This window comes from Mucilaginibacter pedocola, from assembly GCF_002013915.1.
In the GTDB taxonomy this organism is placed as follows: domain Bacteria; phylum Bacteroidota; class Bacteroidia; order Sphingobacteriales; family Sphingobacteriaceae; genus Mucilaginibacter; species Mucilaginibacter pedocola.
This window is the reverse complement of the sequence record NZ_MBTF01000001.1, coordinates 537,436-560,196: the sequence shown is the minus strand read 5'-3', so window position 1 is coordinate 560,196 and position 22,761 is coordinate 537,436. Positions and strand designations below refer to the sequence as shown.

Below are 22,761 nucleotides of genomic sequence, written 5' to 3'. Positions count from 1 at the left end.
TAAATTTTAAAGTGAACGGCCGCGTCGTTTCTTTCTTCGCTTATTTTGTTTAAGCATGCCTAACGCGCCAAAATCTGTGTATTCATCCTTATAAAGTATTTCTAGTAGGCCGTAATCGGCACTATTACCTGGCGCCGGTGCTGATAATTGATCATTTGTAAACTTCGACTGAGTAGAAAAAGATGATCTTTGGGTTGGCGCATGGCCTGGCAGGCTGAAAATAGTGCCCAGATTTGCTGCGCTATATTTTTTACCGAGGTCGCTGCCTTTAAATACCCCTCCGGTGTTGTGGTCAATGAAAGTTACCCCATAGATCAATCCTCGGGTATTTTTACGGATCACGGCATCGATTCCCTTCCCTCTGAGCAGATGTTTAAATCGTAACTGTCCAGGCTGATCTTGTAAAGCGTGTTCAAGAGCTTTAATAAGCGAAGCTTTCAATGGCTTGCGCATGGCCTCGTTCAGTCGAAATTTATCCGAAAGCGTTTTAAGCGTCGGCTTACCATAAATACTGCTGGCTTTGATAGGTACACCGGCCTTATTACCACTAGCATCGAGTGCCCAATAAACCAACCCGTTTTTGTTATAGATCCGCGTGTCTTTGGCACCACGGTCCGCTAGCACATTATATAGGTTGAGCACCGCGTTAAATTCTGCCATGCTGGTAAACTTATATGTTTTTATTAGTCCGTTGATGACGTTGGTGATCGCCCTTTTAGTCTCCGACTTTCCATAAACGATCGGTTCCAATATTAGCTTACCCGTAATTTTTTCAGCTTGCCGCTGATCTTCTGCTTTTACTAATCCGTAGTTGATCTCTACATTTTTTCGGGAGTGCTCTGACGCCCTGTTAGCCAATAAGTGAAAACTGATCCGCTCACCATCATGCTTAATGTTGGTGGATACTAAATGGAGGTGTGGATGCCCGGCATCGTGATGCTGGTAGACGAGGTAAGGTTGCCTACCAAATCCTAAACCGTCCATGTACTCATCAGCTATTTGCTGAAGCGTATCCTTTTCCAAATTTTCGCCGACCGCGAAATTCAACGAAACGTGCAGTGCATTGACCAGCGTGCGCTCGTTCCGTTTTGTAAGATCGGTCAATCGGTGTAACTTGTCACTGAACGACAGGTCAGACGGATCCTTTAAATAACCCTGTGCCAGGATCAATTCTGCCTTTCCCAAACGAACTTTATGCTCGTTGTAATTTATTGCGCCGAGGATGCTTCGTCCGGTTTTGATTTTTGCGACCATAATTCTGAAAATTTTTGCATGCGGTCTTTGATCTGCGCGATGGCCGGGTCCACTTTGGTGCCGATGATGGACATCAGTGACAGCCATAACCGGTTGTCTGCGGAGCCATGCGCAGCATTAATCTGACGGACTGCCTGGTTCAAATTATTCCCGATGGCATTGAGCTCCCGGCGTAGCAAGGAGAGCTCTTCCAGCATCTCGTCCATCGACTTGTCACGGTAATTAATCGTAATCGGTTTTTTCAAAAGAACACACCTGATGTACTCGCTCATTTTGCGAAACCGTGTCTTTTTGAAACGCCCGTCGATCAACGAATATTCACCAGGTTTAAACCTCGTGGTAATCTTTCGTAATCTGTTTTCCTCTTCATTTTCCATAACTCACATCATCTAAAAATCCGACTTCGGAGGATTTTGAACATGCCCCCGGACTGACTTTGGAAGGGAGGGCAAGATCCCGTTGTCGGACAACGGTTTATCTTGCTGATTGCTCAAAAATGCAATCTCGTCCTTTTGCAAAGTCCTCGATTTAAATTTGTCCAACATCAATCACTGACTAGGGATTCACTGTAAAAAGGAGACTGCCTAAACCTCCGCTTCACGTCCTGCCGATAATTATAGATATATTCAGCTGCACATACCTTCCAGTTGTAAATCGTGCCGCCGGTCGGCGTCTTCCATCGGCGGGCGTCATGCTCATTGAAGAACTTGTCAGCCAATTCAACTTCGCCTTTTTGGTCAAAGTAAATCAGCAAAACGTCTTTGTCGGGTGGCATGGTCGTCCCCAAGCCGTCGTGATTATGCATGGTATTCGTGCTGATTTTCCTAACCTCCTTTGGCTGTCTTGGAACAGTGCGTTTGGCCTTGCGTTTCATGCCATCTTCATCTGATCGTTCAACTTGCCGGAGGCCATCAGTTTTTCAATTTCCTCTGAATTGTAGTAAGTGATACCACCTAATTTTTTAAAAGGTATCAGACCCTTATCCCGGAGATATTGCAATTTGCTTTCAGATAGCCGAAGCATCTTTTTGATCTCGAAAGCCTTTAGCCACTGGTGGCCCGGCTGGCCGGATTGTTCTTTAAACAACTTTTTGATGTCAACCATAAGCTGTTGCTTGAAGTCGAGCAAGTCCTGAACCGTGATGAGCTGATCACGGTTTACTTTAGGAAAGTCATGTTGGATTTCATTATGATTTGCCATAGCTTAAAATTTAGCAACAGCAAAGGTGAAGAAGTGAAAAATAAATTTATCACACCTCATGTACAAGGTAGGACGTTTTTTATAGAAGACATGGCACGTGATGTAACGCGTAAATCGAATTGTCACCCGGGAAAAAATCCAGGTGCTTATCTTATGCTATGGTTCAACTGCTTACAGTCTGCGAATAAACATCGCCGGTAGATATTGTTGCAAACATCTTCGTTCCGACACGATTAGCTAATTTAATTAGTAAAATTATTATATTTCCGTTTTAAATAAGTGTTTATTTTGTGTTGTTTAATCTTACATTTACATAGTTATGGGAAAACCTTTTCACAGCGAACTTGAACAAGTATGGGAGACCTATGACTGGGCACTTCACCAACAGGTCGACGAAATTAGGTCAGATCTGCTGCACAATATAAAAAAGCCTCTTTATATTGTAGGTTCTGGCGGTTCATTAAGCGTTTGTCATCACATAGCTGCGCTTTATCAATCTAACGGCATGATGGCAAAGGCAGTCACACCATTGGAGCTATACTATTCAAGGCACGCTCTTCGAGATTCAAACGTGTTATTTGTAAGCGCGAGCGGAAAAAACACTGACATTTTATTCGGTTACAAAGTAGCAATTGCTTACGAGCCCAATAAAATTTACAGCATATGTATGAAGCGGAATACGCCACTCTCTAAGCTTGCTACAAAAGTTTCAATTTCGAAACATTTCGATTTCAACCTTCCTAGTGGAAAGGATGGCTTTTTGGCGACCAACAGCTTGATTGCATTCTTTACGTTAAGTAACCGAATCTTTTCCGGCACTCACCAAAAGGTCTCTTTTAATAGTTTCGAATTCCAACAAGATGTTGACCATTTTTTAGAGCAGGTTTCTAGTGATCACACATTTTTAGTATTGCACGCTGGTTGGGGAACCTCCGTCGCTGTCGATATTGAATCTAAACTTGCAGAGGCAGCGCTAGGTAATGTTTTGATTGCTGACTGGCGAAACTTCGGACACGGGCGCCATCATTGGTTTGATAAGAGAGGAGGAACATCCGCTATCATTTCAATAACAACCCCTCAAGAAAAACAGCTTGCCGACAAAACACTTGCACTATTACCAAAGGGAATATCTGTATTGCACATAACCACCGATATAGAAGGACCAAGCGCAAGCATTGAACTGCTAATTAAAACATTTTACTTCGTTGAAAAATTAGGTACGCTTCAAGGAATTGACCCAGGCAGACCCGGCGTTCCGGAGTATGGTCGTAAACTTTACCATCTTAGCTACCAAAAGTTATATAATGTCAATGACCAAACTCTCAAAAAAACTGCTATAACACGAAAGGCCGATGTTCAATCGTTTGATGCACTGACGCCCATTGAACAAACATATTGGTCTAATGCGTATGATGCCTTTGTGCGAAAACTCCAGGATGCAAATTTCGGCGCAGCAATTTTCGATTATGACGGAACATTATGTTCAGCTTCTAACAGGTTTATTGGAGTGGATGAAAAAATTGCTAGTGGTTTAAATATCATTCTTGAAAAAGGATTCATAATAGGTATTGCAACCGGCCGAGGCAAATCTGCGAGAGAAGATTTACAGAAAGCTATCGATGAAAAGTTTTGGCCGCGAGTTCTTGTGGGCTATTACAACTGTGGAGAAATTGGCCTATTGTCGGATAATACTTTGCCAGATAAGAAAAAAGTTGCAAACCAAAGTTTGATTTACATTTATGAACAATTAAAACTGTACAAATTCCCATTTGAGATTTTCCCCGAACTCAAAGCGAACCAATTAGTAATAGAGATCAAGGATAAAAGTCAGTGGGCAAAAGTTCGTCAAAGCATAATTCAGCTCGTAATTCGTTTAGATGTTCCAAACATTCAAATCCTCGAGTCTAGTCATTCAATGGATATCATTGATCAGGCAGAGACAAATAAACTGAATATCGTGGAATACTGTCTGACATTGGCCAAGAAACATGGATTAATGCCAGAAGTAATTTGTTTTGGCGATAAAGGCAAGTGGCCTGGTAACGATCACCAGTTGCTGTCTACTTGTTATTCGTTGAGTGTTGACGAAGTTACAGCACTAACAGATAGCTGCTGGAATTTATCTCAAGCGAGTATCAAAAATACCGACGCTATGCTTGGCTACATGTCGGCCCTCAAGTTTAGCGAAAAGTACTTTCAAATCCAATTATGAAGAATGAAATAGCACAAGCCTTTCTGTTCAGCGTAATGCAAAATTCGCCACCTGAGGTTGTAGATGAAAGCAGAAAGTACTTCCAAACGATGGCTCGTTATAAATACGACGACTACCAACAATTTTCGCCTGGCATGCGTTTTATAGAAAGATTAGCTCTTTGGCTCAATCAATTTACGGACGCTGATAAGCCCCAGGCATTAAAATTCATTAGAGAGAAATTGGTGTTTGTTTCTCAAGCCGAAATGAATTTGCTAATATCATCAGTATTTCCTGATTTGCTCCGAGAATTCCTGATCGAAGATATTTCCATGGCGTTGAACAAACCTGCTTATGCCGTTACTGCAATTACGGGTTCCAACGAATATAGAATGCTGGTACGACAGTCTTTATTTTGTGGAATGAGCGATGGTGCCAAAATGGAAGTATTCCGAAGAGCGAACGCGGGAGTTATAACGCACGAACAAATATATCAAACCTATGAACTGTCGGACGTTCGAGCTGGCAAAATGCAAGAGGAGCTTTTAAAAGATCTTAAGAAATTAACTGGTAAGGAAGCATTTCCTGAGCAGGACCAAAAGTTCAAAAGAATATTTTTATTGGATGACTTTTCTGCAAGTGGTACTTCTTATCTTAAGTTCAGTGAAGAGGAAAAGACCCTTAAGGGCAAAATAGCTGCGTTGTACAAGAGTATATTCAAGGGTGAAAATTTTCAAAAGGTATTTGACATTGCAAATCTTAAGGTTTATGTGGTAATTTACTTATGTACAGAACAAGCGAAAAACCAAATTGAGTCTCAATTCAATGAATTACAAAAGGAGTATCAGAATAAGCCGGAACTCATTTGTATGCACATTATACCAAATACCGACAAATTGAATGGTGTCAATGATTCTGCGGTAATTGACCTTTGCAACAATGACCAATATTACGATGCGGCAGAGATTGAAGATGAACATATCAAAAAAGGAGGAAAGGATGTTAAGCTTGGATTTGGGCAATGTGCACTACCATTGGTCTTAGCACATAATACACCTAATAATGCTGTTCCATTACTATGGTCTTATGACACTTCAAGAAAATTTAAGGGACTGTTCCCTCGTATTCCAAGGCACAAAGAGATATGAGAGTTGACGTAAATCCTTTTTATACTCGCGCTTCGGACAACATTGACACCGAGGATCGCTTTATTAAGCTTTTTAGTTCAGAGATTCTTCAGATTTTCAAGGAATACCCGATTTGGAACGCTGTTAATGTTCTGAGAAGCTCACCTGGTGGTGGAAAGACGACGCTATTTAAAATTTTTACACCGAAGGTCTTAAATGCTATAAAAGTTTCAAGGAGTCATGATGATCATGCGAAGGAACTATTTGGAGCGTTACAAAGCCTTGATATATTTGATAAAAAAGGTCAACCAATTATTGCCGCAGGACTTACAGCGTTTAACACACAATACACAACCCTCGAATACTTAGATTTAAATGAAACTCAAAAAATTCGGTTATTCTGCTCCTTGCTGAACATTCGAATAATTTTATCCTCACTTAAAGCCATATGCGAAATAAAAGAGCTAGGGTTCCCGCGTGATTTGCGTAGAGTATCGATAAATCAGGAGGATAGCTTAGATATACCTATCAACTTGCGACAGCTAAAGTCCGCTAATGAGCTTTACGAATGGGCGACGGCCGAAGAAGAAAAAATATGTGATCAAATTGACAGCATATATCCAGAAATAAACCCTAACCTAAAAGGCGGGGACACATTGTATGCCTTAGATTTTTTTTCGCAAAATAATCTAAAAATCGATGACAAGCCATTTGATGTAAAAGTCGTTGTTATGCTCGATGACGTACACAATTTGTCCGTTAGGCAACGCGACTTCCTTGTTAAAACAATTGTAGATAAGCGTCCACATGTAAACACTTGGATATCAGAAAGGCTAAAAGCGTTAACTATGGATGAATTGTTGTCTGAGGGCTCAAAGGCCGGACGTGACATAAATTTCATAGTTCTGGAAAACTTCTGGGCTAAACGACACAGTCAATTTGAAAAGTTTGCCCGATCAGTGGCGAACTTACGTGTAGAAATTGCATTTGACGCTAAAAAGGAATTTGCTAGATTTCTTCCTACAAAGATGTCCAATAAGTACACCGGAATAATTGAAGATGCAATAGGAACTGTGTCAAGTCGTGTTAAACAGAAGTACGGAAGTATAACAAAATATCAGGCAGAAATTAAAGTCCGTGAAGAGTCGACAGAAGAAGGTTACGAACGATTAGTTGAGTGGCGTACATTAGAAATATTGCTATTTCGGGATAAGAATAAAAGCCAAACTACACTAGCTTTCGCTGACCTAGAAACAGAAGCAGTCGAGCTGCAGGATGGCAGCGATGTTAAAATTGCTGCTCAATTATTTTTAAATGAAGAATTTAAGATACCATTTTACTTCGGCATATCTACATTATGTAGGCTGGCGTCTTCCAATATAGAGCAGTTTCTAAACATCGCAGGCGAATTATTTGACATTGTATTAGAAAACTGGGTAAAGCATGTTGTTAACGCAAATCACGAACTAATGCTCTCGCCTGATAAACAGGAAGAGGTGATAAAACGGATTGTAAACAAAAAATGGAAGGAGTTAAACACAAGCGTCCCACAATTTGAAGATGTCAAGAAGTTATTAGACGCCATCGGTACTTATTGCTCTAGTGAAACTTATGTTCCAAACGCTTGGAACTCCCCTGGAATCAATGGAATCGCAATCACAATGGCCGAGAGAAAAGAGATAAAGGATTCGTATCTAAAAGACAAAAACCATCCATATTATAAATTATCGAAATGTTTGGCAATATGCATTGCTTACAATTTACTGGATTTTAAGCTCAACTATAAATGCAAAGGCAAAGAATGGATGATTTTGTATATCAATAGAATTTATTGTGTTAAATATCAATTACCGTTAAACAATGGCAAATTCAAAGAGCGAAAGTTAAAAGACCTTCTGGTGTGGTTAAATAGCGGTGTCAATTTCCAAAAAAAATTAAAAGTATAATATGCTTCGATGGGAAAATTATTTCTTGAAGTCTGGTGATGACTTCGGAAAATTTTGGAAAAGCTATCAACACGACGTCCAGCCTGATATACTTTTTATAATGGGTGTTGGTTTTGATCCTAGAACTTTAATGGCTATTGAAGAAATTTTTAGTTTTAAAACAAGTAAGAAACGAGACACCGTCGTTATACGATACTTTAAAAATGAAGAAGAGACGGAGGAAGCACCCAAGCCATCTGTTGCAAAACATTTGGAACGACTCGGTGCATTTTTAAAAACAAACGGACACAGCAATTTCACCATAAAAAAATTGGTGATGAGATCAGACGATGATAAAAGTATCGCATCGGTAAAGTCAACGAATATTATAACCAATGAAAGTTTTTTTGATGGTTACAGCGATGTTGTAATTGATATTAGCGCAATGCCGAGGAGCGTGTTTATTCCTGTAATTAACAAGGCCTTGACTCTTATCGATAGATATAACAAATCAAATGCTCAACGCAAAAATCTTCATATAGTTGTGTCGGAAAATTCGAAACTGGACTCGATTATCAATGACAGAGGAACCGATGAAGAATCATCCTTCATTCACGGATTTTATCTCAAACAGATTGCACTTACAGATGAGCAGAAAGAGGTTTGGATTCCTATTCTCGGTGAAAAACAGCTTGGTCAATTCGACAAAATTAGAGGTAAACTCAACCCTGTTGAAATATGTCCTGTCCTGCCATTTCCTTCTGAAAATCTTCGTAGAGGCGACAACCTCATTGTCGAATATCAAGATAGATTATTTAATGGCTCTGATTTCGAAGCTAAAAACATTGTATACGTTGACGAATCGAACCCATTTCAGGTTTATAGATTGGTAAGCCAAACAATAAAGCGATATAATGATTCATTTGCCCTGCTTAAAGGTTGTAAAATAATTGTATCAGCACTGTCCAGTAAACTTCTGACGATGGGAACTTTTTTAGCAGTCTTTGAGAAGAAAAGCGAGAACACGAATATCGGAATAATGCATGTCGAATCATTAGGCCATGATTTAGATCCGACTTACGATGACGAGAAAATAAGCATTGATAAACACAACAAAATGTTCGAAATTTGGCTGACCGGCGAACCATACAATGATTAGACGAAACCTATATAAAATCGATAACAAACCGGCAGTAATTGGTGCGGGGTTACTAGCCCTTGACGTGGTTATTAGCAGTACCCCATCGACGCCCAGCCAATTCCTGGCGGGTGGTTCTTGCGGGAATGTGCTAACCATTTTATCATATTTAGGTTGGGCTGCATTTCCCGTTGCTAGGTTATCTAATAACATGGCTTCTCAACTGATTAACGAGGATTTGTCTAAATGGAATGTTCAAAGAGAATTGATATCATATACTGCTGATGGAAGCACACCAATTATTATTCACAGAATTTTAAAAGATAATAAAGGTGCAGCAAAACATCGATATGAGTTTAGAAATCCAGAAGATGGCACTTATCTACCGGGATACAAGCCCTGTTTGGCGAAAAATGTTCCTGACGTTGTTAGAAAAGCCCCTGTCCCTGTGGTTTATTTCTTCGATCGAATAAACAGGTCTTCAATTGATTTAGCGAAATATTATAAGGAAAGAAAAACGCTAGTTGTCTTTGAACCGTCTAACATGAAAGACGAAAAAGGATTTCGACAATGCGTTGAGATTGCCGATATTATTAAATTTTCGTCTGATCGTATATCAGGCTACGATGATCATTATCCAGTTTGCCTAGCCCAATTGGAGGTACAGACATTAGGTAGCGGAGGTTTACACTTCAGGTGTAAAGGCGAATCTTCTTGGACTTTTCTTGAGGGATATGAAATAGAGAATGTTATCGATGCAGCGGGGGCCGGTGACTGGTGTACCGCTGGCATGCTTTGGTATTTGCATCGTGAGCAAAAAGACTTGGAAAATCTAACGAAAAATATAGTTGCGAAATCGTTAAGGTTCTCTCAAGCACTAAGTGCCCTAAATTGTACATTTGAAGGTGCTAGAGGCCTCATGTATAACGTCACCAAGACCGAATTGATGTTGTATGTGGAACATATAATTGATTCACAATCTTCTATTATTCATAACAAGCCAGACACCAAATATGAAATCAAACAATATGACTTAAAAATTTCCTCGCTATTCGCGGCAAGTTGATGAACGATGCAACTTTTTAATCAATTTCAAACATTTTCCCTTGTCGATGTTCTACATTTTTAGTTCTTAGAAAATTCACATTTTGCTGTATTATTTCATCCTTAGGTAATCGATCATACCATAAATTGTGAATCATTTTATATTCAGTAAAAAAAGGTTGCTCGTTATTTTCCCAATCAGTACCATATCCAGCTAGCCAGTTGTAAAAAAGTAATATTTGTTCGTGATTAGAGAGCTGCGCTCGGAGTAGCTTTAAGTACTTCATCCTATCATCATAATCTGTAACTATGTCACTAGTGGCTATAGATTTAACCGCTAAATACAAATGGCGAAAGTAATGTCCTAAACGCGACGCGTGTCCTGAAAATGGTTTGAAATTAAAATTCATCTTTATGTCATTTCCAAAATCTTTTCGAGATTGATTGGTCGTTATTGAATCATCCGGATAACGGTGCCTTCTTCTAGCTTCATTCAACTTGTCGACGAAAAGCTTTTGTTCAGGGTGTTTTTTGGAAAATTCGTCCAACCCTTCGAAAAAGATTTGATAAGAATGGTCTAAACCATCTTTTGTGAGGGTTCCCGATACAAGCTTATAAATCCCAAATATGCATTCTAACTCTTTTTGCATAGTCACGAATATCTTTCTTCCGGACGTTGTTTTTTCGAATCTGACAAGTGTTGACCCAACCTCGTTGAAATCATAACCGCTAACATCCATTTCAGATATATTTTCCCTGTGCAATTTCAACATCTCATAAAATTGCGATTCGAACTGAGCTAATTCATTTTGCCGATTCTGAACGTCTATTTGTAATTGTAACTGTGCTTTATTTTCGTCTTGTTCCGCCAAAAATAGTGCCCTTTGTTGTTCGTTTGCCTTATATTGAATGTAAAAAGCCAGCCCTGTAACAATTACACCAGCTATAGCAATAAAGGGATTCATTAAACCTCCGATTGTATCACCAATTTGACCGGTGTTACTAAAATTAAAATCTTCATTAATGGCTTTCCTCGTAAGGAGAAAGGGCGCCCAAAAACTGCCTATTATAATTAGACCTGCTAATATTAAGCAAACATATACTTTCCAACTCAGGCCTCCAACATTACTAGTATGGCCAATCGGTATTATGCCGCTTTTTGTGGCTGTAACTCTACTAAATACTAACCATGCAACTGTTATTAGAAGGCCGATTAGGGTAAAAGTTACCAATAAAACGAATATTGTCATTGTGATAAGTTATACTCGAATTTAATGAAATCGATATAATAACTGCGATAATAATATTTATTTTCACAGTACGTATAAATGTAATTTTCGATTAGGTTATTTAAAAAGGAAATCAAGCAACATTACGTGGATCGAATTCAGGCAAACATTTATAAGTAATCTGGTTAAATACAGAATTTCAGTCGCCATTGTAATTGCGTAGCTTTTACCGCAAAAGTTGCTTAGTATCAAATCAGTTTTAAAAAAAGTCAATCATCATTGATGACGTCCTCGGTGCTCTGTAATCGTCTAAGAATTTGAAATGTTCCATTTCCTATTTACAATAGCGTCAGCCCTTTGATAAAGCTCATCGAACGTAATAATCTCTAAATCTGAAATGGATCGACGGAAAAGCTCAAATGAGCTAAACTTGTCTTCCTGTACTTGCCCTTCAGCATTTTTAAACTCATTCAATGAACCAATAATTAGAAATGATTTTGGTTTAAACAAATAGATCGATTCCTTGGTGCTATAACCGTTTGCATCTTTTAAATTCAGTGCTTCGGCAATATTCATTAGTGATTTTTGAATTGTACGTTGTACCTGTGCAATTCCTCCGGCAAGTTCGTCGGAAATACTCCAAGATTCCGACCGGTAGGGAATATTAACTTTTTTCAAGATTTCTTTTCTGTGAGTCTTGATCTCGCCAAAGCAAAGTGAACGGATGATACCTGTAGTACTAAGTAAAGCGTCGCTGCGTTTGCCGTGTCCCGTTACGCTGAATCCAGACACGGCTCGCTCTAAGCCACCTCCTTCCAAAGCTGTGTTAAAGACATAATTTAGTCCAAAACCGAAAATCCAATGATTTCGCTCAAAATACTTTTGCCAAACAGATTCCGTAGCACTGCCATCAACTACCTGACGGTCAAAGTAGCTTTTATCATCAAGCAGCTTCTTAAATTCAAGGAGTTGCTCCTTTCTATAAGACATTTCTATGATTTCGTCATGTTGGATCTTACCTGACAACAATAATTCTTGGGCCTTGAAATATTCTGTATTTTTCTTTTTGAGCTGGTCAATTTGCCTGACAATTGTATCACTAATCGCTTGTGACCAATCAGTTCCGGTGGTAATTTTGGCGACCTCTTCTTTTAGCAGGTCAATTTGTTGCGAAAGGTCTAGCTCCTGCGACTTGACCAAATAACCGTCATTGAACGCTTGATTTAACGTGTAAATGTATAAATCACTATAAACAAATTTCTTGTCCACATCTCCGTCTTCTGTTCGGACAAAATTTATTTTGAACCCTCCAACTTGATGGAATAAATTACTTACTTCTTGAAGCCGGAGGTCAATGTCATCGAAAATTATCACTTGATAATGATTGGGTTTGATTTGATGTTCACTTAATATTCGGTTGAGGGCATTAAACGTCATCACATCAACTTTACCACTGGTATCATCTTGTTCAATTAATCGTGCAAAATTGTCAACGGCTGCATTGAAGTGAGATACATACAGCATTCGATTAACTTCTTGACGCTTACCTAATTCTTCCATTGCATAGATTGCAAGCAGAGTTTTTCCTGAGCCGGCAGGTAGCGCCACAGTGACATCGCGGCTAGAGTCATAGTGGTTCAAAATAGTGGTCAGTGCATGGTTTTGGTAAAGCCCTAATTGAGTTCGGTTTGGTTTATTCATTGAAGTGGACATTCTTTTGATTGAAGATAGAAAATAACACATAAATTTGGCGAACGGAGCGCCTTTCTTGAAGATTGACTAGCCAAGGGGAAGCCCGCTATGTAATGCGGGCTTTTGAATTTCAAACTTATTTGAGGCGCATCCGAAGTCTATCCATATCCTCTTTTAATTTTCGTTCAACCACTTTAGCATAAATTTGAGTAGTCGTGATCTTAGTATGCCCTAAAATCTTGCTTACAGTTTCAATTGGTACTCCATTAGATAATGTGACCGTGGTAGCAAATGTATGTCTGGCGATATGAAAAGTGACGTTCTTTGTAATATCGCAGCGATCAGCAATTTCTTTTAGGTAGCTATTAACTTTTTGGTTAGATATCTTCGGAAATACACGGCCATCGTATAAAGCGCGCTCATTGTCTTTATACTTATCAAGAATGGCTAATGCTTTAGGCAGTAACGGCACTATCACAGGTATAAGCGTCTTTTCTCTGCATGTCCTAATCCAACGGCCGCCATCCGCACCAGTCACAATATGTTCTGGCTCCAGGTTGCTAACATCAACGTAAGATAGGCCTGTATAGCAGCAAAAGACGAACATGTCTCTCACCATTTCTAATCGCTCAATACCAAATTTCTTCTCTTCAATAGCTTTCAATTCGACTTCTGACAGCTGCTCCCGATTGACCTTTTGAATTTTAAGTTTATAAGTTGCAAAAGGATCCGCATCTATCCAATGTAGATTTAAGGCCAGGTTGGTCATTTTCTTTAACCGAATAATATGTTTCATCACGCCGTTATTGTTAAGCGGCTTTTGATGATCTTTCGGTTTGTGGTTACGCAAGAAGACTTCAAAGTCTTTCACGAACTTATAATTCAGTTCTCGCAGGTATATATCAGTAGCATTATAGTGTTGTTCCAAAAACTTTTTTAAGTAGCGCTGGGTAACATAATAATGCTTAAGCGTACTCCACTTTAAATCCTTGTTAGCCGTTTCGTTATGGTAGCTCATTAGGCTGCTCAACGTAAACGCTTCTTCTTTTTCACCAAGGAAAAGACTTTTGATCGATTTTGTATTGATCAGCTTCCCTTTTAATTGCAACTCCTTATAGCAGTTACCTAACTTAAGCCTAACCTCTTCCAGATAGGCATTCAACTCTTTAATTTCATTCTTGGTGCCTTTTGCGGCTCCTTTTCCGAAATCCCAAATACTAATATCAACCATTTTTTGCTTTAAGGCGATAAAGCATTTTTCCTTGTTGATAGTAACCACTACATATAGTGGTGCTTTGCCATCCTTCTCCTTATCACTTTTGATCGTAAAGTAAATGCGGAATGACTGCGATGTTTTCATACAATAACATTTTTAATGATTAATGAATTAGTTGCATCCTGTTTCAGCTTCGCTTTCAGGTGTTCAAAAGGTGCCCACGGAATTTTCGTTTTGTGAGTTTTAGTTCACTTAACAGATTACTTATCAGCTCGTTAAGTAACTTTTGAACACCTAAGGTAAAAACTAATCTCAGGTAGTCAGTTAGGTGTTCAGAAGTTTGGCTTTCTTTGGGGTTAGGAAGGGTATAATTAATGAAAAAACCCTCTAAATAAGCTATTTAGAGGGTTTCGAGGTGTAGAACTGGTCTACTTTGTGCGCCCACCTGGGCTCGAACCAGGGACCAAAAGATTATGAGTCTTCTACTCTAACCGACTGAGCTATAGGCGCGGTTATTTTTGAGGTTGCAAATATGTAAAAATAGAGCGGCATTTACAAAAAATCGTCTCACTTTTTCCAATATAGCCATAATCGCCTGTTTTATAGCCGAATTATTTTTAGTTAAACTGGCAAAAGCGGACAACCATTTGCTGAAGTGCGTCCACAGTTTAGTGGTAAATGCAGCTACATGCGTTTCACTACCGTGGAAACATGATATTTATTCTTTCGGGAATTTTCCCACATCAATATAAATTACTAAAAATATTAGTATTATTGTATTTGGAATTGGCATGGAAGAATTTTATATCGACGTGGAATTAAGCCGGGGGCTTACCCGGATACAGGTGGACGAGGTACCGCCCGAACAATGGGATATGCCGTACACGCCGCAGTTCATTATCGAGTTTCGCGATGGGAATGAGTTTATAACGCTAACCCTGCAACTGGAAGACGGCCATTGGTATGACCGCAGCGCTCGCCTACCCGATGACGATTACCCGCGCCCGCCCGATGCCGAACCCACCGACCCTTATTACCAAAGCCCGCTTACCGCGCAGGCTATACAAGCCGTAGGCGAAGCCATTAGCCGCCACATGATTGTACACCTCACGGCCTACATGGGTTTGTTTGTACCTGTATTTCGCACCCCTACCTTGAATTAACACGCTACGCAGCCCAGCATACTTATACCAGGTTATAAAAAAGTACAGCGATAAAATAATGCAATACTTCCTTCCAGCAGCAGATATAATTAAGTTTGTGCAATAACTATATCCCATGCCCCTTACACATCAAATAAAACCCTTTGCCCAACTTACCGTGGATGAGCTATACGACCTGCTACGCCTGCGCAGCGAAGTTTTTGTAGTAGAACAAAACTGCGTGTTTTTAGACCAGGACAACAAAGACCAAAAATGCCATCACTTGCTGTTATATACCAACGATAAACTGGCAGCGTACGCCCGCCTGGTACCCGCAGGGTTATCATACGCAGAAATATCAATCGGCCGGGTTATCACCTGCCCCGCCGCCAGGGGCACCGGCTTGGGCAGAAAACTAATGGAGCTTGCTATACAAGGCTGCGAGGAGTTGTTCGGCAAACAAACTATTCGAATTGGTGCACAAACCTATGCCTTACCGTTTTACAAATCGTTAGGTTTTGTTGAAGATGGGGAAACTTATGATGAAGACGGGATAGAGCATATAGAGATGGTGAGGGGATAAACGTAGACCGATAAGCTACAGATGTATAACTAAAATGAGCAAAAAGAGCCGGCAGATACCCGTTAATAAGCTGCCCGAGGGAGCCTACCATGGCATCATGATGATGAGGGACTCGTTCGACGGTTCGCCCAATTCATATGAAGTGGAGCGATCGCATCGCGACGGCGGATATACGTTCATTATTCAGGAAGAAGGCAACACGCACATCGAGATCGATTTTCAAACCTATTGCATCCAGGCGCCGGCTATCGTTTTTATAAAACCCGACCAGGTGCACCGCCTCATCAAATTTGAGCATGCTGCTATAAGCACCTGGATCATTACAGAGGAAGACCTGCGGTCGGAATACCTGAATTCGCTGCAAAATCTTTCCCCCGTGAAGCCACTGGCTGTTGAGCCGGGGACTTTAGCCACGCTTTCGCAAGCCGCTGCCTTATGCCTGAAGCTTTCGGAACAGAAGGAGGAGAAATTATACCATTCCATTTTAAAGGAAAGTTGCAATACGCTGGTCGCGATGGTCGTCTCCCAATACCTGGGAAAGTCACAACCATCGGAGCACTTTACAAGGTTCGAGATCATCACCCGGTCGTTCAAAACTTCATTAGAAAAAAACTTCCGGAAAATAAAGGAACCTGCAGCCTACGCCGAGCTGCTGAACATCTCCACATCCTATTTGAATGAGTGTGTAAAAGCCACTACAGGCAGGTCGGTGTCCGCCCACATCCAGCAACGTGTTATGCTCGAAGCTAAGCGCTTGCTGTTCCATTCCAGCCGGTCGGTAAAGGAGATAGCCGGCGAGTTAGGTTATCACGACCACTCCTATTTCATAAGGCTATTTGTAAAAGTTGCCGGTAGCACGCCGATAGCTTTCCGGGATAAAAACCGCGAATAGTCCTACACTTGCTCCCTCCTGCCATTGTTTGCCCTGCGCGTTCCCTGTTCCTTTGCTTTATCATAAAAAGATATCAAATGGAAACATCAACAGCAATAAATTTACTACATCATAAAAAGATCGCCATTGTAGGCGGTGGCCCGGGCGGTTTAACGCTTGCCCGGCTTTTGCAGCTTAAAGGTGTCGACGTAAAAGTATACGAACGCGACTTCAGTCAGGCATCACGCGTGCAGGGAGCCATAATTGACCTGCATTTCGATTCGGGGCTTAAAGTGATCGAAGCAGCGGGATTACTGGAAGAATTTAAAGCAAACTATATGCGGGGTGCTGATAAATACCGCTTGCTTGACCCTAAGGGGAACATTCTTTTAGACGATGGAAACCAAAGCGGAGCGACAAGTTTTGGCGACGAAAAGTTCAGGCCCGAGATAGACCGCGGCGCGCTGCGGGATATTTTGATCGCCGCGCTTTATCCTGATACGGTGATATGGGATAGCCAGTTTTTAACCATGCAACAGGTGGGCCAAGGATGGGAACTGCACTTTAAAAACGGAACGATCGCGACCGCAGATATCGTTATCGGCTCGGACGGGTACCGTTCGCAGATACGCCCTTATGTTACGGATGTGAAGGCAAAATATTCCGGCGCAACCATCATCCAGGGAGAAATAGATCATCCCGAAACCGCATGCCCGGAAATGTATGAACTGGTTGACCAGGCGAACCTGATGGCGATGGGCGCCGGGGCAACTATTGCTGTGCAGCCGCGCGGCGATGGTGGCTTAACTTTTTACGTTGCCTCGATGTATCCTGAGAACTGGGGAGCAACAAGCGGCATTGATTTCAATGATGCCGAAGCGGTCCACAGTTACCTGGCCGATCGCTTTAAAGACTGGAGCCCCGTGTTTTTTTCACTCCTCGAGGCCTGCGGGCAATTTGTACTACGCCCGCTCAACTATTTCCCGATCGACCAACGCTGGGAAACAAAAGCCAACCTAACCCTGATCGGCGACGCCGCACATTTGATGCCCCCTAACGGCGAGGGCGTGAATTTAGCCATGCTGGATGCTTTAGACCTAAGCGAATGCCTTACCGATCCAAAATTCAGCGAACTTCAGGAAGCAATATCAGCTTACGAAAAAATCATGTTCGAACGTTCCGCCGACCTATGCCGCGAAACAATTGAAGGGATAGCAGATTTTGCATCGCCAAATGAGGAATCGGTGGAGGAGTTGATTAGGATGTTGGCGGGGGATGAATAAATATTTTCTAATATAAGGTATATCAGGCTTACTGACAACCAAAAAGCCGTTTCCGAATGTGAGAGAACGGCTTTTTGGTTGAGATTAGTCACCAGTACGCTGCATATTGCCCGATGCTGCATACTCGCGCCATGCTGGACAACCTCAATTTACAAACAGACGGACCAATGATGTTTAACGGTGAATTAAAAACTGCAAAGATCACCTGGGAAAGAGCTGCAATAAATCAATAGTTATTATTTTCCTGCTTGTAATCTTCAATAAAGCGAGACCTATTCAGCTATTTGCTGGTCAATTGTTATAAGGTTTAAGTTGAAGGTCCCCGACAGCAAGTATTAAGGAACTTCTCTTTAAACACAGGATTTCATTATCCCTGAAAATTCTTAACCTGATTTCGCATAGTAATATATGATTATTGACGAATTGTGCTTAAAATTACGTTCGCTAATTAGAAATCTAAACCTTTGATTTATAAATGAAGCAACCAAAATCTGATAAAATAGCATTTATTGTCGGTGCAGGAGCAGTTGAAAACGCCTGGTTACCAATCATTAAAGCACTTCAGCCATTTTATAAGCAGGAGCTGAATGGTGACGCGGCTTATTGTTTCTTAGCAAGATTAGTTTATTTAGTTCGCTTCAGCGCAACGAATACTTACGATGGTGCAAAAGAACGGGCAATAGAAGCTGTTGCCTACTTTAATAAATTAAAACAGGCAATGGCCAGAGAACTAAAAATCGCACAGAGGTCGGGATTGCTTAGGACCAGAAAAGAATTTAAAGACATCTTATACAAGTTCATATTTTCAGAACATCATCAGGCTATACTCATAACTACCAATTGGGATAAGGTCATAGATCATAAAATCAATGAACTGGGCGAAAGCAACTATCCATATTCGGGAAGCGATATTCAAACTTATCATATTCATGGCGATTTTGATGAACCGCAAGAAATGTATCTACCATCTGAAATTGTAGCTGAAGCCTACAGAACAAAAAGCGAGAATGAAAAAATGGGATCTCTTCATAGTTCTATTTGGCGAACCTTGGAGGAATGTAATATCTCGGTCCTGTACGGCCTTTCACTTGATCCGCTGGATGCCGAATTATCACAAACATTGACCGCTGGTTGGTCATCACCCAACATACGAGAAATAATCATCATTGACCCGGATCATGCTAAAGTAGCCAATCGGGTGAAGTTCTTAACAGATGACAGGTATCCAGTAAAGATTGTTGGATATCATCCCGCTGACTTGGATACACCGGTCCACTATTAAGCCATGAAAAATACATCACGCACAAGGAAAATAAAAAGATTGAACAGGTTTACCACGTTGCCTGTGCTCCTTGATTTGCTGCAACGCAAAAAGCTTACTTTGCTCAACCCTAAATTATGGGATGATAAAAACGACTCTGAGGTTATCCTTGCTTACAAGGAAAAGAAAAACATAAAAAATTTATTCGCGGTCTGCCTTTCACATGGCGACGAAACCATTCACCATTGGAAAACATTTTCCGATGGGACAAGTGGGTGCCTAATCGAATTTAATGCTGAAAAGCTATTTGAAATCATTGATAAGGTCGATAATTTGAAGCATGGCAAAGTTATTTATAGGAAACTTTCTGATGTAGAAAAGGCAGATTCCCCAATTGACGTTGATAAGATGCCGTTTACTAAACGTTGGCCTTACCGGTGTGAGGAAGAATATCGAATAATTGTTGAATCGAACACAGACGAAACTTTTTTTGAAATTGATATACCTCTTGATGTAATCAAGCGGATCACCATAAGTCAGCACATGCCCGAGCCAATATACGCAACGCTCAAAAATCACCTCAAGGGATTACGTGGTGACCCCAAAAGTAGAATTAACCGATCTACCTTATATGAGAATAAACGTTGGATCAATCGGTTCAAAACAGATTGAGCTATCTAATTCATACTGCTTTTTTAAACCTGAACTGATACGATATGGATCAAAATACTACTGAAAAAAAAGGTCGGGATGATTTCGAGACAACCGTTATAAATATAGTTAAAACACAGGCTGCATATATTTGCTCTAATCCCGATTGTCGCAAATTGACAATAGCGCCATCACTCACAGATGAAAATAAAGTTCAGTATATGGGCAAAGTGGCTCATATTACAGCAGCTTCGCCAGGAGGGCCAAGATATGATAGTAGTTATAGCGAAGCTGAACGAACAAATATCAATAACGCGATTTTTTTGTGCTCTAACTGTGCAGATCTTATTGATAAAAATAAAGGAATCGATTACAAGAAAGAAGTGTTGTTCGATTGGAAAACACAACATAAGAACTGGGTTTTGGAGAATCTTAATAAATCAAAAACAGATACTTCAGCTATTGCTGTCAGTAGCTATGGTCAACGTGGGGGGATAATTGCTCAAGTTGTAAATATTACTTCCAATACTGAAAACCAAAGAGACCCGATTAAAGAACATGACATTGAGAACTTTCGGCTTTCTGAAAAAGTGTTGAATAATGAACAATGGGTAAAACTTCGAGAGGATTTATTAGGAGATGCCTCTTGTAGAAAATTTGATTCTGACCGGTTAGATAACGTTTTAACGCATTTTTCTAGAGCAGAGAACGGATTTATAGATGAAGAAATCAATGAAGCCAAGGAGAATTTTATTGCAACGATTCCTGCGCTAAAAGATATAATTGATTGTCATTTCGATTTATGGCCTTATCAACAAGATATTGAAAATTACAGTATTCAATTAAAGCCTCATTATTTAAGGCATAACGGCTATGTAAATCCAACAATGGAACAACGCAGAGAATGGGAGGAATTATTTGAGCAGATGAAAGTCAACATTAATGCTCTTAACGACACCTATAACATTTTTAGAAAAACTATTAAGCGGAAGTTACATATCTAATCAGGAAGGATTCAACTATCATTTTTAAAGAAAATATTTATTGAATTCATTTTAATCATTTACTTTTATGTAGTCTATAGGGCACATTAGCTATGTAATTACCTTTTAGCTATGTAATTACCATAAGAATAAGTTTGTAATGAACTAAAAATCAGTTAACCTGATAAATAGTTGCGAACCCAAGTGGGCGCCCTAACCAAAAAAGCCGCTCCCCTCATCAGGAAACGGCTCTTTTAATTCCAAAGCGAAATCGATTACTTCTCTATCTCTTTCAAACTATCCATCTTCTTATAAGCCAAAAACCCTTTGATATCCTCAAAGTGTTCCCTTACGCGTTTGTTGCCAAATTCGAATACTTTTTTTACCAGGCCGTCGAGGAAGTCGCGGTCGTGGGATACGAGGATGAGGGTGCCGTCGAAATCTTTGAGGGCATCTTTAATGATGTCCTTGGTTTTCATGTCGAGGTGGTTGGTGGGCTCATCCAGTATCAGCAGGTTCACGGGTTCCAGCAGGAGTTTGATCATGGCCAGGCGGGTTTTCTCGCCGCCCGATAGCACTTTTACCTTCTTAGTGGTATCGTCGCCGCTGAACATGAAAGCGCCCAGCAGGTCGCGTATTTTGAGGGTATTGTCGGTTAGGGGTATCTGGTCAATGGTTTCAAAAACGGTTAGGTTGCCATCCAATTTGGCGGCCTGGTCTTGCGCAAAGTAGCCTATTTTGGCGTTGTGGCCTATCTTCATGCTGCCATCGAAGTCGATCTCGTTCATGATGGCTTTGATCATGGTAGATTTACCTTCGCCGTTCTTGCCCACAAAGGCCACTTTTTCGCCGCGCTCTATCACCATCGATGCATTTTTGAACACCACGTGGTCGCCGTAGCTTTTGCTCAGGTCCTCTACCATCACCGGGTAAGCGCCCGAGCGCGGCGATGGCGGGAATTTGAGGCGCAAGGCAGAAGTATCTACCTCATCTATCTCTATCACCTCCAGTTTCTCCAGCATTTTTACGCGGCTTTGTACCTGCAGGGTTTTAGAGTAGGTGCCGCGGAAACGGTCTATAAACTCCTGGTTATCGGCAATAAAACGTTGCTGCTCTTCGTAGGCCTTTAACTGGTGCAGGCGGCGGTCGGCACGCAGTTGCAGGTAATGGGTGTATTTGGCCTTGTAATCGTAAATGCGGCCCATGGTAACCTCAATGGTGCGGTTGGTAATGTTATCCACAAAAGCCCTGTCGTGCGATATCACCATCACCGCCTTGGCCGAATTGATGAGGAAATCTTCCAGCCACTGTATACTCTCAATATCCATGTGGTTGGTAGGCTCATCCAGCAGGATCAGGTCGGGCTTTTTCAGCAGTATCTTGGCCAGCTCAATACGCATGCGCCAGCCGCCCGAGAACTCAGATGTTGGGCGATTAAAATCTTCGCGCTCAAAGCCAAGGCCTTTCAGTACTTTTTCGGCTTCGGCATCGTAGTTGGTATCTTCAACGGTGTAAACCTTCTCGCTCAGTTCAGATACCCGCTCGATCAGCTTCATGTAATCGTCGCTCTCGTAATCGGTACGGATATTCAGCTGCTCGTTCAGTTCCTCCAGTTCCTTTTCCATTTGGTTGGCCTCGGCAAAGGCTTTCATTACCTCTTCAAAAACGGTGGCTTTATCTTCGGTAAGCAAGTGCTGGGGCAAGTAGGCTATAACGGCCTCTTTAGGACCGGTAACGTTACCGGTAGTAGGCTTGGCCTCGCCGGCAATTATTTTGAGGATGGTAGATTTACCCGCCCCATTTTTGCCCATGAGGGCTATCTTATCGTTCTCATTGATAGAGAAAGTAACATCGCTAAACAAGGTGGTGCCGCCGAACGACACCGAAATATTATTTACATTGATCACAGTATGCGCATTTTGATTCGGGCGCAAAGATAAGCGAATATCCCCTATCGCAAGCACAGCAGCC

20 protein-coding genes and 1 tRNA gene are annotated in these 22,761 nt (G+C 41.0%); 12 read left to right on the top strand and 9 right to left on the bottom strand.

Annotated elements, in window-relative coordinates; all coding sequences use genetic code 11:
* Positions 1-6: 6 nt before the first annotated feature.
* The 4 genes from BC343_RS02390 to BC343_RS02375 all read right to left on the bottom strand — a co-directional run bounded on the left by BC343_RS02390 (position 7) and on the right by BC343_RS02375 (position 2,454).
* The gene (locus BC343_RS02390) at positions 7-1,254 is read right to left on the bottom strand and encodes a relaxase/mobilization nuclease domain-containing protein (protein ID WP_162276806.1); all 1,248 of its coding nucleotides are present in this window, start codon (positions 1,252-1,254) and stop codon (positions 7-9) included.
* The gene (locus tag BC343_RS02385; RefSeq protein ID WP_078346109.1) at positions 1,209-1,631 is read right to left on the bottom strand and encodes a plasmid mobilization protein; all 423 of its coding nucleotides are present in this window, start codon (positions 1,629-1,631) and stop codon (positions 1,209-1,211) included. Before BC343_RS02385 ends, BC343_RS02390 begins: the two co-directional genes overlap by 46 nt.
* 167 nt (positions 1,632-1,798) lie before the next feature.
* On the bottom strand, positions 1,799-2,128 hold the full coding sequence (locus BC343_RS02380; protein WP_078346108.1) for a hypothetical protein: 330 nt from the start codon (positions 2,126-2,128) through the stop codon (positions 1,799-1,801).
* The gene (locus tag BC343_RS02375) at positions 2,125-2,454 is read right to left on the bottom strand and encodes a helix-turn-helix domain-containing protein (protein ID WP_078346107.1); all 330 of its coding nucleotides are present in this window, start codon (positions 2,452-2,454) and stop codon (positions 2,125-2,127) included. The genes BC343_RS02380 and BC343_RS02375 overlap by 4 nt, the downstream gene beginning before the upstream one ends.
* Before the next feature lie 319 nt (positions 2,455-2,773).
* Between BC343_RS02375 and BC343_RS02370 the strand changes: the two genes are divergently transcribed.
* From BC343_RS02370 to BC343_RS02350, 5 genes are read left to right on the top strand one after another with little or no spacing between them, the layout of a single operon-like run.
* Positions 2,774-4,666, top strand: a complete 1,893-nt coding sequence (locus BC343_RS02370) for an HAD hydrolase family protein (protein ID WP_078346106.1) — start codon at positions 2,774-2,776, stop codon at positions 4,664-4,666.
* On the top strand, positions 4,663-5,793 hold the full coding sequence (locus BC343_RS02365) for a phosphoribosyltransferase-like protein (protein WP_078346105.1): 1,131 nt from the start codon (positions 4,663-4,665) through the stop codon (positions 5,791-5,793). The genes BC343_RS02370 and BC343_RS02365 overlap by 4 nt, the downstream gene beginning before the upstream one ends.
* Positions 5,790-7,718 (top strand): ORC-CDC6 family AAA ATPase, encoded by a 1,929-nt coding sequence (locus BC343_RS02360; RefSeq protein ID WP_078346104.1) that lies wholly within the window; start codon positions 5,790-5,792, stop codon positions 7,716-7,718. The genes BC343_RS02365 and BC343_RS02360 overlap by 4 nt, the downstream gene beginning before the upstream one ends.
* Before the next feature lies 1 nt (position 7,719).
* Positions 7,720-8,856 (top strand): hypothetical protein, encoded by a 1,137-nt coding sequence (locus BC343_RS02355; protein ID WP_078346103.1) that lies wholly within the window; start codon positions 7,720-7,722, stop codon positions 8,854-8,856.
* A complete protein-coding gene (locus BC343_RS02350) occupies positions 8,849-9,901 on the top strand; it encodes a carbohydrate kinase family protein (RefSeq protein WP_078346102.1) in 1,053 nt (350 codons plus the stop codon). Before BC343_RS02355 ends, BC343_RS02350 begins: the two co-directional genes overlap by 8 nt.
* 16 nt (positions 9,902-9,917) lie before the next feature.
* Here the strand turns inward: BC343_RS02350 and BC343_RS02345 are convergent, their stop codons facing one another.
* The 4 genes from BC343_RS02345 to BC343_RS02330 form a co-directional block, all read right to left on the bottom strand.
* Complete coding sequence (locus tag BC343_RS02345; RefSeq protein ID WP_078346101.1) at positions 9,918-11,129, bottom strand: putative phage abortive infection protein; 1,212 nt, start codon at positions 11,127-11,129, stop codon at positions 9,918-9,920.
* 288 nt (positions 11,130-11,417) lie between these two features.
* Positions 11,418-12,809, bottom strand: coding sequence for a Shedu anti-phage system protein SduA domain-containing protein (locus BC343_RS02340; RefSeq protein WP_162276805.1), 1,392 nt, complete (start codon positions 12,807-12,809; stop codon positions 11,418-11,420).
* A 127-nt stretch (positions 12,810-12,936) separates the two neighbouring features.
* Positions 12,937-14,160, bottom strand: a complete 1,224-nt coding sequence (locus BC343_RS02335) for a site-specific integrase (protein ID WP_078346099.1) — start codon at positions 14,158-14,160, stop codon at positions 12,937-12,939.
* Positions 14,161-14,452: 292 nt separating this feature from the next.
* Positions 14,453-14,526, bottom strand: a tRNA-Ile gene (locus BC343_RS02330).
* Positions 14,527-14,807: 281 nt separating this feature from the next.
* Here BC343_RS02330 and BC343_RS02325 point away from each other — a divergent pair.
* The 7 genes from BC343_RS02325 (at position 14,808) to BC343_RS02295 (ending at position 20,811) form a co-directional block, all read left to right on the top strand.
* Positions 14,808-15,179, top strand: a complete 372-nt coding sequence (locus BC343_RS02325) for a hypothetical protein (protein ID WP_078346098.1) — start codon at positions 14,808-14,810, stop codon at positions 15,177-15,179.
* Positions 15,180-15,294: 115 nt separating this feature from the next.
* Complete coding sequence (locus BC343_RS02320) at positions 15,295-15,741, top strand: GNAT family N-acetyltransferase (RefSeq protein WP_078346097.1); 447 nt, start codon at positions 15,295-15,297, stop codon at positions 15,739-15,741.
* Between the two features lie 34 nt (positions 15,742-15,775).
* A complete protein-coding gene (locus BC343_RS02315; protein ID WP_078346096.1) occupies positions 15,776-16,633 on the top strand; it encodes a helix-turn-helix domain-containing protein in 858 nt (285 codons plus the stop codon).
* A 77-nt stretch (positions 16,634-16,710) separates the two neighbouring features.
* Entirely contained in the window at positions 16,711-17,895 is a 1,185-nt protein-coding gene (locus BC343_RS02310; protein WP_078346095.1) for an FAD-dependent oxidoreductase, read from the top strand.
* A gap of 475 nt (positions 17,896-18,370) precedes the next feature.
* Positions 18,371-19,177 carry an SIR2 family protein gene (locus BC343_RS02305; RefSeq protein ID WP_078346094.1) on the top strand — a complete coding sequence of 269 codons (807 nt, stop codon included), beginning with the start codon at positions 18,371-18,373 and terminating at the stop codon, positions 19,175-19,177.
* A 3-nt stretch (positions 19,178-19,180) separates the two neighbouring features.
* On the top strand, positions 19,181-19,828 hold the full coding sequence (locus BC343_RS02300; protein ID WP_143822034.1) for a DUF2971 domain-containing protein: 648 nt from the start codon (positions 19,181-19,183) through the stop codon (positions 19,826-19,828).
* Between the two features lie 44 nt (positions 19,829-19,872).
* The gene (locus BC343_RS02295) at positions 19,873-20,811 is read left to right on the top strand and encodes a hypothetical protein (RefSeq protein ID WP_078346092.1); all 939 of its coding nucleotides are present in this window, start codon (positions 19,873-19,875) and stop codon (positions 20,809-20,811) included.
* Between the two features lie 254 nt (positions 20,812-21,065).
* On the opposite strand, the gene BC343_RS02290 is transcribed toward BC343_RS02295, so the two are convergent.
* Entirely contained in the window at positions 21,066-22,697 is a 1,632-nt protein-coding gene (locus BC343_RS02290; RefSeq protein WP_078346484.1) for an ABC-F family ATP-binding cassette domain-containing protein, read from the bottom strand.
* Between the last annotated feature and the right edge of the window lie 64 nt (positions 22,698-22,761).